This is a genomic window from Butyrivibrio sp. AE3003 (assembly GCF_000686065.1).
In the GTDB taxonomy this organism is placed as follows: domain Bacteria; phylum Bacillota; class Clostridia; order Lachnospirales; family Lachnospiraceae; genus Butyrivibrio; species Butyrivibrio hungatei_A.
Genome location: NZ_JMLX01000001.1, coordinates 1,099,779 through 1,112,885, shown reverse-complemented (window position 1 = coordinate 1,112,885; position 13,107 = coordinate 1,099,779). Strand labels below are relative to the sequence as shown.

Genomic DNA, 13,107 nt, shown 5'->3' with positions numbered 1-13,107 from the left:
TATGAGTTTGGAAGAACGATTGATTCTAGGACTGACAAGCGAAAGAAAACAGATTATACAAATCAGGGTAATACAATTCAGCCATTGGCGTTTACTGGATATCAGTATGATGAGATGACTGATGGCTATCAAAGGATTATTACAACCTTCTTGAGCGTACAGTAAATGGCGAGACAGAGAGTTTTGTCTACGACAATAGCGTAATCTCAATGTCAAAAGCCGGCAACAACTTCTATTACCTACAGGATGAGCTTGGCTCACCTATGTACATGACAGGTACGGATGGCGCAAGCGTATCAACATATGCTTTTGATGATTTTGGAAGAAATATAGATCCGTTCACAGGAAAAGTATGTAACGGCAGAAAACAGAACGCATCAAAACACGCTTATACAACAAACGGTAATATCATCCAGCCTTTTGCATTTACAGGCTATCAGGAAGATGAAGTCTCAGGTCTTAAGTTTGCACAGGCGAGATACTATAGTGCGGATAATGGAAGATTTCAGTCAGAAGATAATGTAAGGGGATTCGTCAATAGACCATTTACACTCAATCATTATGGCTATTGTTGGGCAAATCCGATAGTACTTGTCGATAATGATGGCAATTTGCCAAAATTCATTAAGGATACAGAAGAATTTGGAAAATCAATAATATCTTCTGCAAATAAGGTTAAAGAGCAGATAATTGAAAAACTTGAAGATTTTGAGGGTGACGAACGTCCTATTATTGTGTTTGGCATTTCAGGGGCATTTGGGCAAGATTTATATCTTGGTGGTGGTGGTCAAATGGTTTTGGATCCACTAAAGGTGATTACAGATCCTGCACATGCTTTGGGATTTCAGGCAGTAGGTGGAACAGGAGGAATTATAAGCGCTGGCCCTGGTGAAGCAAAAGCAACAATTTACCTTGGAGCATATTCAGCTGAAAGTATATCTGAGCTAGAAGGCTTTGGAACTGAAGTTGGCGGAAGCGGAGGCGAAGTCATAGTATTAGGAGGCGGCTTTTGGGCTTCTGGAGAATGGGGATCTGGAGAAAACGGTATAAAGGATAAACATAGATATGGTGGATACGTGAGTGTGGGCGCTAACGTAACACCAAGTGTGGCGGAGGGGCATGTAACTATGTCTGAAACTTCAAAAACATTTTATCCGGTAGAGTATATATATAATATGATTACAGATATTAAAGAAAGCATAATGAATTCTATTTATAGAGGAGATGGAGAATGTGCAGGGTAAAAAAAGTTGATTGGTCCAAAATATGGGTATATATAGTTGTTTTTGTTATCATTCTTTTCATGGTAAAGGGAATGAACAAAAATTCAAAATATGATGTCATAAGATTTGGTGATACCCATTTTCGTTTGCCTAATAGAATTACAGGTGGGTTAGATAGAATTGAGGGAGAGGATTATGTATTCCTTCATTCTGATGATTATTTGGTTTTGGGAGTTGGTCCTGATTGTGAAGGCATAGATTCTGATATTTTAGAGCAGTTTGATATTTCATTTGAAAAAATTAAAGAAGTAAATTCAATCAAGAATGCGTATGAATTAACAGAATTTGTTGGGAATAACAGTGGAGTTGTTGTTGATAGTGGGGTAAGTAATAAGCCGAGTTTTGATGAGTGTTTTTTACAATATAGATTGGAAGATATTGAAAAAATCATATATTTTTTTACAGCAGATAACAAAAGCGTTATTGAAATTATTGTAGCGCCCAGAGGGGATATATCAAAAAAGGAAATAGAAGAAATGTATGGTTCTTTGGCATATAGTTACTACTAATGTTATGCGCGTAATTTGAAAAGAGGAGAACGTGTAGTAATGAGTGTTGATAAAGTAACTGTTACTAAAAGGTGCATTACTTATGTTATAGCAGAGGCAATGGTATATTTACTAATTCCATTTTTTATATATGTGGATAAAAAATATCATTTAGATATTTTGAAATGGATATTGTTCTCATATTTTATTTATACAATGTTTAACATACCTTTGTTTTTGTCTATGGCAAATGAGAAAATTATAGTTTCGGATACGGGCGTTATGCATGTTTTGCCGACAAAAAAGATACGGTCATATCGCTGGAGGGATGTTTGCAAAGTTTATCTAGATAGCTGTGGAAGATATACTAATGCAAGAGTGGTCATGAAAATATATGACGGAAAAAAAATAAAGCTACCATATTATTTGACGGAATATGACTTATTAAAAGAGTATTTGGTTGAGCGTGGAATATTGGGGATGTATTCTGACAGTCCGTTATATTACTATTCCAATATGGAAAATAAATCACGATATTCCTTTGACAGGTCGAGTACAACCCAATTTTTTGATGAGTGTAAAGTGGATATTTCAGAAGTAATCGATAAAGTTAAATCAAAAGATTATTTACTTGCGGCAGATATATTGAACCAAAAAACAGATATAGGTATGGATGAATCGTTTTTATATATTAGACAAATGAAAGCAATGATATAAATATCAGGCAATCCTTAAGGCCTACGATTATGATAACCGTGGTAATCAGACAAAGGAATTTATAAATGGTCTCTTGCAGAAAACCTTTACTTTTGATGCTACAAACATGCTCTCAAAAGTAATCGACAAAGACAAGGGAGAACTTGAAAACTTCTACAACGGTCTTGGATTTAGGGTATCATCTACAAGACCTGAGGAAAGAATAGAGTATCTCTGCGACCTTTCGAAGGATTACTATAACCTTCTTGAGAGAACGGTAAATGGCGAGACAGAGAGCTTTGTTTACGATAACAACGTAATCTCTATGTCAAAGTCAGGAAACAACTTCTATTACATCCAGGATGAACTTGGAGCACCTATGTACATGACAGGTACTGACGGGGCAGTTGTATCATCATATGCATTCGATGACTTTGGAAGAAATATAGATCCGTTTACAGGCAATATAAGAAGCAATAACTTGAAGCACGCATACACAAAACAGGGCAATATAATTCAGCCATTTGCTTTTACAGGCTATCAGGAAGATGAAGTATCAGGTCTTAAGTTTGCACAGGCAAGATACTACAAGGCAGAAACAGGAAGATTACAGTCTGAGGATAATGTAAAAGGTGTTATTAATGAACCATTTACGTTAAATCATTATGGATATTGCTGGAATAATTCCGTTAATTTTACAGATAGAAATGGTAATTGGCCTGAGTGGGTGCAAAAAGCTGGCCAATGGTGTTCGAATAATAAAGAAAATTTAATAAAGATTGGTGTTGGTGTAGGTGTTGCAACTATAGGAGTGGTTGCAACAGTTGCAACAGGAGGTGCTGCGTTACCAGCGGTTATTGCTGCTGGAGAATCAATGCTTGCTGCCGGAGCTACAAGTGCTTTGATAAGTGGGGGGATTACTACTACCAAATTAGCGATAGAAGGAAATTTAGACAAAAAACATATAGGGGAAATTGCAAATTCAGCATGGGATGGATTGGCAGAGGGTGTTATGTTTGGAGGAATATTGTCTGGTATTTCTCAGGTGTCGAGTGTGGGGTTAAAAGTAGCAGCGCAATCAGGTAAACTTGCAACTGGAAGAAAGGGCGGGATAGCTATTTCAAAAAATATGAAAATACTATCACCAGATTCACTAAAAACATGCCAATGGAACTCCAGGAGGCACACTAATAAAATTTGGAAATAAGTTTAGAATAGATGTTAGAACTGGTGATATGAAAAATATTTTCTTAGGGGCTGGAAAGTTGTTTCATGCTCATATTGGAGCTAGTGAAGCGTCACATATTCCATTAGGATTGTTAATTACTTCAATATTTCCAGGGATAAAAAGTGGATTAGAAAGTAATGCGACATTGGAGGGGCACTGCGATGGAGAATAATGAAAAAACAATATGCGATATTAGCGGATGTTGATGAAGTGAATTTATATAAAAAAATAACTTGGTTAAAAAAAGAAAAGTGGGTATCCATTACTCATAATCATCCGAACGGAGATTTTACTGATGATGGAATGGAGATTATCAAAGCTGTTGATTATTTGATTGCAAAGGCTCGTTGACTAAGAACAAAATTCTATGCTCTTTCCATAATGGTTGAAATTGATGGAGCAGAGTATGAATATAGTGTGGTTGGACACTATAAGAAAATAAAAAAGGAGATAAAGTCAAAGTTACCTCTTTACTACATTCAAAGTATACGGTTATAGAACTTGATTAAGCCAAAAAGAGCAAAAATGTAAAATATTGGAGAAAAATGGATTCATTTAAAGTTGGATTGAGTTGGAAAGGGATATCCTTAGCGATTACTTATACAATTGGAATTATTGTAGGGCTTATTTTTTCTTTGCCTGATTTATTTAAATGTTGTCACTGAAGCAAAAAGTCTAGGAGAATACTTGGTGTTTCTTGCACCATTTATAGTGGCGGTTGTATGTACCTGGCAGTTATCGCATTTGCTTTTGGATAGGATAATTGTACATGGTGATGAGGCTGTAATAAAAAGGGCCTTTAAGAAGAAAAAAGTAATATCGTCAAAAGAGATTATCTCTTATTCCAATACAGAAAAAACTATAAGATCGAATAGCTATAATGAAATAGCTATTGAATTTGGCGATAAGGAAATGATTCATATTAGTGATGAAACATATAAGAATTATGATCTTTTGCTATATTATCTTTCCAAGAACTGTTCATGTAAATAGACTATTATAGTAAAGTAACTTCGGAAATAATTTATCATTTTTTTACTTCACTAAAAAACCGATAACTTAGCCTCTTGAATCAAAAGAAGCATGGTTATCGGTTTTTATTTAGTGCCGGCAGTGGGACTTGAACCCACACGTGGTTACCCACAACAGATTTTGAGTCTGCATCGTCTGCCATTCCGACATGCCGGCGTTTTTCCCTGTGCCTGTACTGACGTACAGCTTTTTTACTATATCATAGAGAAAATGTATAATCAAGAGGCAGATTTATTATTTGCAGTAAAAATCTTATTTAATCTTATCTTTAAACAGATAATATGCCAGTACATGCAGAGCCTGCTTGAAGTCTCCGCCGTTTATCGCGGACAGGAGCTCTGTTTCGCTGAGAGTTACTACATTCAAAAATTCCGTATCATCAAGTTCCTGAGAAGCGGAGAGTACGCAGTCTGTGGCACAGTAGATGTGGACGTTACTGTTAGAGATCGTGGCGTTTGCGGGAATTGTGAGAAGGTGTGTCCAGTTATCCGAGGTGTAGCCTGTCTCTTCGCGAAGTTCGCGCTTTGCCGCTTCGAATGCGTCGTCTTCCGATGCGATGATGTTTTCTTTTGTTATGCTTGAACCGATGTGATGCGGATCGTATTCAATGCCTCCGGCCGGGAATTCCGTAGTGATTTCATCGATTCCGTGTCTGTACTGGCGGACGCAGATGTATTTTCCGTCTTTATCGGTTGCTACAACAAGAGAAAAGCTGTGTTTTGAGTAGTTGTAAACGGGTGAAATCGTCTGTCCGTCGGGGAGTTTGTATTCGTTTCTTCTAAAGTCAATCCATTGATCCTGGATGATATGTTCTTCGTTTTTTAATTCCCAGTATAGTTTTTTCTCAAAATTGGTCATAAATTACCTCTTTTTTTCTAAATTTTACGCAATGTATTTTATCACAAATCAGGCATTTACTGATATAATATTTCGTAGGTATGGTTATTTCTATTTATGAGGCGGTGTAATAATATGAAACTACTAGCAGTTGATAAACTTGTGCCCGGACTGATTGTTTCGGAGAATATATATACGATTGACGACAGACTTGTTCTGGCGAAGGGAACCGTTCTTGATGAGAAGGATATACTCAGAATCAAGTCGCATTCCCTTTATAACATCTTTGTTGAAGACGACAAGCCGGTTGAACGTACGGAAAAAGAAGAAACAAATCCTGAGGACTTTTTATCATACTCAGAAAAACTCAAAAATTCTGAAGGGTTCATCAGATTTAAGCGCGACATAGAAGAGAAAGCCAAAAAACTCGAAGAATCTTTTAAGATGATCGCTAATGACGGAGCGCCTCTTGACGTAGAGAAGCTTACAGAACCAGTTTTCCACCTCTTTGTTGAGGCTGGCGGCACGGCAGGAGTGTTCGATATGCTCCATAATCTTAGAGATAACAGCGATGCGGTATTCATGCACAGCTTGAATGTCTCTCTTATAAGCAACACGCTTGCAACATGGATGAGACTTCCTGAGGATGTGGTTCAGGTTGTAACAGCAGGCGGACTTCTTCATGACATAGGCAAGATGCTTATGCCTTCGGAACTTCTTAACAAGAAAGCGGCTCTTACAGAATATGAAGAGCGCGTTATGAGAGATCACGTAACCAAGGGATATGAGCTTGTTAAGAACGAGGATATCGATCAGAGGATAAAGAACTGCATTCTTATGCATCATGAGTTCAAGGATGGATCGGGATATCCGCTTCATCTTAGCGGAGACAAGATTGATGAGGTGGTTTCAATCGTCACAGTTTCCAATATATACGATGAGATGACATCACGCAGGACCTACAGAGCACCGATATGTCCGTTTACCGTGATATCGCAGTTTGAAAAAGAAGGAATCAACAAATTCGATCCCAACGTAATCATGACATTCCTTGGCAATATCGCAAATACATTCATTGCCAACAGAGTTATGCTTAATACGGGCCAGACGGGCGAGATCATATTTGTCAACGCAGAGCACCTTTCGCGTCCTGTTGTAAAGTGCGGAGAGAACTACGTAGATCTTTCATCAAACAAGAGCCTGTCTATTGTTGCCGTTATTTAAATCATTGTAAATGAAATTTGTTTGTAGTATTCTTTATGTTGTAGAAATGGCTGTTGAGAGTACATTATGTTATACAACATATTGGAATTTTTGATATTTGTTATGCGGAGCCGAACATGAACTGTAAAGAAGCGGATAAACTTATTCCATTATTTTTAGACGATGATCTTGATAACCGTGAACTTTCCGAATTTCTCAGTCATGTTGAGACTTGTCCCGGATGTAAGGAAGAACTGACCATTCAGTTTTTGGTTAAGGTCGGTATGAAGAGGCTTGAAGACGGTAATACCTTCAATCTTCGAAATGAACTTGATGCTCTTTTACTTGATGCAAATAAAAGACTGACAACCAGGAAATATCTGGTGCTATCAAGCTATCTTTTGCAGGCTGTGGTTCTTGCTCTCGGAGGAACAGCACTTTTTCTCGCACTGTTTTTATGAAAAAAGATAGGAACGGGTTTCCTATAAGATCACAAAATAAGCACTATGTTGGGGAAAAAAGTCATTGAGTATTCACGTTATTGACGCTACAAATTTTATAAAGGATGCATTCTACGCCATGCCCGATTTTTCCGATGCTGAGGGAAATCGCATCAGTGGCGTTTACGGTGCAATATATAAGTTAAAGAGCATGCTTCCCGGAAGTGAAGACGCTCTTTTTGCTTTTTCTTTTGAAAAAGATAATGAATCTGAATATACACCTGCGGTTCTCTATCAGACAGACAGGTTTAAAGATATTCTATCAAATGCCGGAGTGCCCGAACTTCTGGATGTATCAAAGGGAGCGGCCGGCTCGTCTGAACTTATTGCATATCTTGAAAGCGAACTTGTAAAGCTGTCGCCCACAGGTAAGGTAACCAAGACTCCACAGTTTGAACTTAATATTATTAAGACTTCGGATCTTAACGAGGTTGAGGAAATTTTCAAGAATGCGCATGAGTACGGCGCTAAGAGCAAGGATAGTTATATCGGATATTTCCTCATGAGAGAGGGAAATAAAGATACATCTTCCAAGAAAAAAGATACAGTCGGTATCGCACTTTGCTTTGATGAAAAGAGTGCTGTATATATTCCTGTAGAGAACTTCATTTCAGAGTCTTATATCGGAAATAAGCTTGCAGAGCTGAGTAAAGACTGCGCGCTTGTGACATTTGACATTAAGGACGGATATGACATTTTCGAACCTTATGAGATAAGCGACAGGACATCAGGGTATGATGCGGAAGATACAAGCTATCTTACTTCACCGAAGTGCTTTGATACTTTGATAGGAGCTTATCTGTGTAATCCTATCAAGAACGACTACGCAATCGAAGATATTTCCAAAGAATATTTAAAGATTCCTTTTGATAAAAGAAGTGACGTGTTCGGTAAGATGAGTGTTAAAGAAGCGGATGCGGACAAAATTGCGGACTACGCATGCAAATCGGCTTATATATGCAAGGCTTCGGCTCCTCTTATAAGAGAAAAGCTTGCAAAAGCCGGCATGGAGAATCTCTTTTACTATATTGAGATGCCTCTTTCATACATACTCTTTGCAATGGAAAAAGAAGGTATCATAGCAAGGAAAGATGAGCTCAAAGCATATTCGGACAAGCTTGCGGTCAGGATTGCAGAGCTTGAAAAGGCAATATATGAGGCTGCGGGATGCGAGTTTAATATAAACAGTCCCAAGCAGCTTGGAGAAGTTCTTTTTGAAAAAACTCGGACTTCCTGCTGAGAAGAAGACAAAGTCCGGATATTCAACAGCGGCTGACGTACTTGAAAAGCTAGCTCCCGATAATAAGATCGTTGCGGACATTCTCGAATACAGAGGGCTTGCGAAATTAAAGTCAACATACGCTGACGGGCTTGCGGCTTATATCGACAGCGACGGAAGGATACATACAAGCTTTAATCAGACTATTACCGCGACGGGAAGAATCAGTTCTACAGAACCGAACCTTCAGAACATCCCCATGAGGACTGAAGAGGGAAGGCTTATCCGTAAGGTCTTTGTTCCGAAAGACGGATATGTTTTCGCAGATGCGGATTATTCCCAGATCGAGCTTAGGATACTCGCTCACATGTCGGAAGATAAGGGGCTTATCGAGGCATACCACGAGGGCGAAGATATTCACAGGATTACGGCATCAAAGGTCTTCCATGTACCGTTTGATGATGTAACACCGCTTCAGAGGCGAAACGCCAAGGCTGTTAACTTCGGTATCGTATACGGAATCAGCTCTTTTGGCTTGTCCCAGGACTTGTCCATTTCAAGAAGCGAAGCAAAAGAGTATATGGACAAATATTTTGAGACTTATCCCGGTGTGAAGGAATATCAGGACAAAGTGATCGCAAGTGCCAAGGAAACAGGCGTGAGCGACACACTCTTTGGAAGAAAGCGCCCTATCCCCGAGCTCAAAGCATCTAACTTCAACTTAAGACAGTTTGGTGAGAGAGTTGCGATGAATGCTCCTATTCAGGGAACTGCTGCGGATATTATGAAGATAGCCATGATAAATGTCTTTTTCAGGATAAAAAGAGAGAATCTTAAATCAAGGCTGATACTTCAAATCCACGATGAACTTGTGATCGAGACGGCACCTGATGAGAAAGATACAGTAACAAATATACTTACACAAGAGATGGAGAGTGCGGCAGATCTTTCGGTTCCAATGGAAGTTGACTGCCATATCGGAAACGACTGGTATGAATCAAAGTAAGATGCAGAATAAACTACAAAAAGGAAAAACAAATATTATAGGTGTTACGGGCGGCGTTGGAGCCGGCAAGAGCACCGTACTTAAATACATAAATGATAACTATAACTGCAAGGTTGTCTATTCGGATGACGTTGCAAATGAGATCAAGAAGAAGGGATATCCCGCATATGATGAGCTTGTGAGAGTTCTCGGGCAGGAAATTCTTGGTGATGACGGCGAGATTGATAAGGCCAAAATGGCGAATGCGATCTTTAAAGATGCAAAAAAAACTTGAAAAAGTGAATAAAATTTTGCATCCTGCAGTAAATACATTTATTATTAATATAATAGATGAAGAGAAACTCAGAAACAGAATCGATTTTGTTTTTGTTGAAGCGGCTCTTTTGATCGAAAACGGATATAAAAATATTGTCGATGAGCTTTGGTATATCTATGCCGATGAAGATACCAGAAGAGACAGGCTCAAAGACACAAGAAGCTATTCAGACGAAAAGATTGACGGAATATTTGCTCAGCAGCTTGATGATGAGACATACAGACTAAATGCGGATTTTGTGATTGATAATAGCAGAGATTTAGAAGCAGCATCGGAACAAATTAACAAGAAACTTGGAGAGTGGAGAGAATGATGGCAAGTTTGGAACAGACAGATCAGAAAGTAGTATTTGGTCTTGATATCGGAACAAGAAGCGTGGTGGGAACTGTCGGATACATGAATGACGGACAGTTTAATGTTATTGCGCAGGCGGTTGAGAAACACCAAACAAGAGCTATGCTTGACGGACAGATTCACGACATCGGTAAGGTTGGCGCTACTATAAGAGTTGTCAAAGAAAAGCTTGAGCAGCAGACCGACATACATCTTACTGATGTTTGCATAGCGGCTGCCGGACGAGTTCTTCGTACTGTCAGAACTACATATGAGTATGAGTATCCGGAATCACATGATATTACGGATGAAGATATATATAACCTTGATTCTGCTGCGGTTCAGCAGGCTTATTCGGAATTCCTTCAGAAGAACACATCAGATCTTAAGTTCTATCTGGTTGGATATTCCGTAATGCATTATTATCTTGATGGATATCAGATCGCTAATCTTGAAGGCCATAATGCTGGTAAGGTAAGCGTTGAGCTTATCGCTACATTCCTTCCGGATGATTGTGTAGACGGACTTTACAAAGCGTGCGAGAGAGCGGGGCTTAGTGTTGCAAACCTGACTCTGGAGCCTATTGCAGCTATGATGGTTGCGATTCCCGACAGATTCAGAATGCTCAATCTTGCACTTGTTGACGTTGGTGCGGGTACATCCGATATCTGTGTAACCAACGATGGTTCTATCACGGCTTATGGTATGCTTCCTATAGCCGGTGATGATATTACAGAGATTATAGCTCAGCACTGCCTTGTTGACTTTAATCAGGCCGACGAGATCAAGATCGCGGCAAGTCACAACGACAGAGTTGATTTCATTGATATCATGGGTCTTCGTAAGACCATAACAGCCAAGGACATTGCCAAGATCATAAGACCTCAGGTTGATATGATGGCAAAAAAGGCAGCAGAAGAGATCAAAAGACTTAACGGTGATAAGCCCGTAAGCGCTGTATTCGTAGTAGGTGGCGGTGGATGCGTGCCCGGATATACCAAGGCTATTGCCAGAGAAATGGATATTCCCGAAGAGCGTGTTGCCCTTCGTGGTGAGGAGGTAATGAAGAGCATTACTTTCCTTAATAATGACGGTATCGAGAGAGATTCACTCCTTGTAACACCGCTTGGTATCTGTATCAGCTACTATGAAGAAGCAAACAATATTATCTTTGTTTCATTCAACGGCGAACAGACAAGAATCTACGATAACGGCAAACTTCAGATCATTGACGCGGCTATGCAGGCTTCATTCCAGAATGAAGATCTTTTTCCCAAGAGAGGACAGGAACTTAGATATCTCGTTAACGGAAAAGAGAGAGTTGCAAGAGGTGAGCCCGGCGAGGCAGCAGTTATCAGCCTTAACGGAAAGAGTGCGGACATTCACTCCAAGATTCGTGCAAACGATATCATAGAGGTTACACCTTCAACCGCGGGTGAACCCGGAAAAGCTGTTATTGAGAACATTCCTGAATTTAAGACTAAATTCATGGTGAATGTAAACGGCGTAAATGTTGAGGCATCAAGATTCGCAACTGTAAACGGAGAGCCTCAGACTGCCCTTTACAGCATTAAGAACGGCGATGACATTCAGATACTTGATTACAATACCGTTGAGCAGGTTGCGGCTCTAATGGATATTGAAATTACTGAAGATACGTATATAATCGTAAATAATGAACACGGCGATAAGACTACTCCTGTCTATGAGAATTTCAAAGTAGAGTTCAAGGACAGAGAAGAAGCTATCATGGAATATTACAGAGATTTCCCTGATGCAGACGAAGTTGCTGTAAGCCAGGCCAATGAAGAAGCCTACGAAAGCGATGATTATGATATCAGGAAGTTCGAAGGCAGAAGCGATGAGATGGGATATGAGGATCTTCCCGATGATGACGGAGAGTACCACAGAAGCGAAGAGTCTGTAAAAAATATTCTTGCAAGAGACCTTCATATTATGGTGAACAACGATGCCGTTACACTTCACGGTAAGCCTGAGTACGTGTTTGTTGACATATTTGATTCCATTGATTTCGACCTTACCAAGCCAAACGGTAGGGCAATCGTTACGACCTTAAACGGAAAGACTCCCGATTACTTGCAGTCTATCCATGAAGGCGACAAGATAGAAGTATATTGGAAGTAAGGGGACTATTTGATGCGTTTTACCAGTATTGCCAGTGGAAGCAGTGGTAACTGTACCTATGTCGGATCTGACAACACTCACATCCTGATCGATGCAGGAATCAGTATGAAGAGAATAGGGGAAGGACTTAATAAGCTTGATCTGTGCTTTGACGACCTCGATGCGATTTTTGTGACACATGAACATGTTGATCATATAGCTGCTCTTCATACGATACTTAAGAAGCATAACATACCGGTATACGCCACTGAAGGCACAATACAGGGAATAAGAAACAGTGATAAAAAGAATGAGATGACAGGTTCCGTATTCTGTCCGGTTCAAGCGGATAAGAGTCTGTGTGTCGGAGATATGATAATCAATCCCATGACAATTTCACACGATGCTCTTGATCCCTGCGGATACAGAATTTACTGCGGGGATAAAAAGATAGGAGTTGCGACCGATCTTGGCTGCTATACGGATTACACCGTTGAAAGCCTTTCCGGTTGTGATGCGCTCCTTATTGAAGCCAATCATGATGAGAGGATGCTTCAGGCGGGGCGTTATCCTTACATGCTCAAAAAAAGAATTTTGGGCGATAAGGGGCATCTTTCAAATGCAAAGAGTGCAGAACTTCTTTGTAAGATCTTGAACGATAAGATAAAAGGTGTGTTCCTTGGGCACCTTTCCAAGGATAATAATCATCCGGATCTTGCCTATAAGACGGTCAGCGTCGAGATAGATATGGGAGACAATCCGTATTCAAGCGGAGATTTCCCTTTAATGGTTGCAAACAGAGCAGAGCTTTCGCCTGTTATCGAATTTTAAATAAGTGGAGG

At 39.6% G+C, this 13,107-nt stretch carries 14 protein-coding genes, 1 tRNA gene and 1 pseudogene; 14 read left to right on the top strand and 2 right to left on the bottom strand.

Features of this window, described 5'->3' with window-relative positions:
- Nucleotides 1-209: 209 nt before the first annotated feature.
- The 7 genes from CD00_RS0105375 (at nucleotide 210) to CD00_RS0105345 (ending at nucleotide 4,688) form a co-directional block, all read left to right on the top strand.
- Nucleotides 210-1,244 carry an RHS repeat-associated core domain-containing protein gene (locus tag CD00_RS0105375; protein ID WP_026655020.1) on the top strand — a complete coding sequence of 345 codons (1,035 nt, stop codon included), beginning with the start codon at nucleotides 210-212 and terminating at the stop codon, nucleotides 1,242-1,244.
- The gene (locus CD00_RS0105370) at nucleotides 1,232-1,792 is read left to right on the top strand and encodes a hypothetical protein (protein ID WP_026655019.1); all 561 of its coding nucleotides are present in this window, start codon (nucleotides 1,232-1,234) and stop codon (nucleotides 1,790-1,792) included. The genes CD00_RS0105375 and CD00_RS0105370 overlap by 13 nt, the downstream gene beginning before the upstream one ends.
- Nucleotides 1,793-1,831: 39 nt before the next feature.
- A complete protein-coding gene (locus CD00_RS0105365; protein WP_026655018.1) occupies nucleotides 1,832-2,488 on the top strand; it encodes a hypothetical protein in 657 nt (218 codons plus the stop codon).
- Between the two features lie 73 nt (nucleotides 2,489-2,561).
- Nucleotides 2,562-3,674, top strand: coding sequence for an RHS repeat domain-containing protein (locus tag CD00_RS0105360; RefSeq protein ID WP_026655017.1), 1,113 nt, complete (start codon nucleotides 2,562-2,564; stop codon nucleotides 3,672-3,674).
- A gap of 28 nt (nucleotides 3,675-3,702) precedes the next feature.
- The gene (locus CD00_RS20365) at nucleotides 3,703-3,867 is read left to right on the top strand and encodes a hypothetical protein (RefSeq protein WP_207640453.1); all 165 of its coding nucleotides are present in this window, start codon (nucleotides 3,703-3,705) and stop codon (nucleotides 3,865-3,867) included.
- The gene (locus CD00_RS0105350; RefSeq protein WP_026655016.1) at nucleotides 3,867-4,046 is read left to right on the top strand and encodes a hypothetical protein; all 180 of its coding nucleotides are present in this window, start codon (nucleotides 3,867-3,869) and stop codon (nucleotides 4,044-4,046) included. Before CD00_RS20365 ends, CD00_RS0105350 begins: the two co-directional genes overlap by 1 nt.
- A 339-nt stretch (nucleotides 4,047-4,385) precedes the next feature.
- Nucleotides 4,386-4,688, top strand: a complete 303-nt coding sequence (locus tag CD00_RS0105345) for a hypothetical protein (RefSeq protein ID WP_026655015.1) — start codon at nucleotides 4,386-4,388, stop codon at nucleotides 4,686-4,688.
- Nucleotides 4,689-4,800: 112 nt separating this feature from the next.
- On the opposite strand, the gene CD00_RS0105340 is transcribed toward CD00_RS0105345, so the two are convergent.
- Nucleotides 4,801-4,883: transfer RNA gene (locus CD00_RS0105340), tRNA-Leu, on the bottom strand.
- Between the two features lie 96 nt (nucleotides 4,884-4,979).
- Nucleotides 4,980-5,585 (bottom strand): NUDIX hydrolase, encoded by a 606-nt coding sequence (locus tag CD00_RS0105335; protein WP_026655013.1) that lies wholly within the window; start codon nucleotides 5,583-5,585, stop codon nucleotides 4,980-4,982.
- 114 nt (nucleotides 5,586-5,699) lie between these two features.
- Here CD00_RS0105335 and CD00_RS19145 point away from each other — a divergent pair, with 114 nt between their 5' ends.
- The 7 genes and pseudogenes from CD00_RS19145 to CD00_RS0105300 all read left to right on the top strand — a co-directional run bounded on the left by CD00_RS19145 (nucleotide 5,700) and on the right by CD00_RS0105300 (nucleotide 13,096).
- Nucleotides 5,700-6,788 carry an HD-GYP domain-containing protein gene (locus CD00_RS19145; protein ID WP_051198950.1) on the top strand — a complete coding sequence of 363 codons (1,089 nt, stop codon included), beginning with the start codon at nucleotides 5,700-5,702 and terminating at the stop codon, nucleotides 6,786-6,788.
- 116 nt (nucleotides 6,789-6,904) lie between these two features.
- On the top strand, nucleotides 6,905-7,228 hold the full coding sequence (locus tag CD00_RS17325; protein WP_027208305.1) for a zf-HC2 domain-containing protein: 324 nt from the start codon (nucleotides 6,905-6,907) through the stop codon (nucleotides 7,226-7,228).
- Between the two features lie 814 nt (nucleotides 7,229-8,042).
- Nucleotides 8,043-9,492, top strand: a pseudogene (gene polA, locus CD00_RS19760) (DNA polymerase I); the annotation flags it as partial.
- Nucleotides 9,479-9,766, top strand: coding sequence for a dephospho-CoA kinase (gene coaE / locus CD00_RS20565; RefSeq protein WP_242838917.1), 288 nt, complete (start codon nucleotides 9,479-9,481; stop codon nucleotides 9,764-9,766). The pseudogene polA and the gene coaE, both read left to right, overlap by 14 nt.
- A gap of 4 nt (nucleotides 9,767-9,770) precedes the next feature.
- On the top strand, nucleotides 9,771-10,121 hold the full coding sequence (locus CD00_RS20560; protein WP_442856155.1) for a dephospho-CoA kinase: 351 nt from the start codon (nucleotides 9,771-9,773) through the stop codon (nucleotides 10,119-10,121).
- Nucleotides 10,118-12,286 (top strand): cell division protein FtsA, encoded by a 2,169-nt coding sequence (locus CD00_RS0105305; RefSeq protein ID WP_242827150.1) that lies wholly within the window; start codon nucleotides 10,118-10,120, stop codon nucleotides 12,284-12,286. Before CD00_RS20560 ends, CD00_RS0105305 begins: the two co-directional genes overlap by 4 nt.
- Before the next feature lie 12 nt (nucleotides 12,287-12,298).
- Nucleotides 12,299-13,096 carry an MBL fold metallo-hydrolase gene (locus CD00_RS0105300; RefSeq protein WP_026655010.1) on the top strand — a complete coding sequence of 266 codons (798 nt, stop codon included), beginning with the start codon at nucleotides 12,299-12,301 and terminating at the stop codon, nucleotides 13,094-13,096.
- The last annotated feature ends 11 nt before the right edge of the window (nucleotides 13,097-13,107 follow it).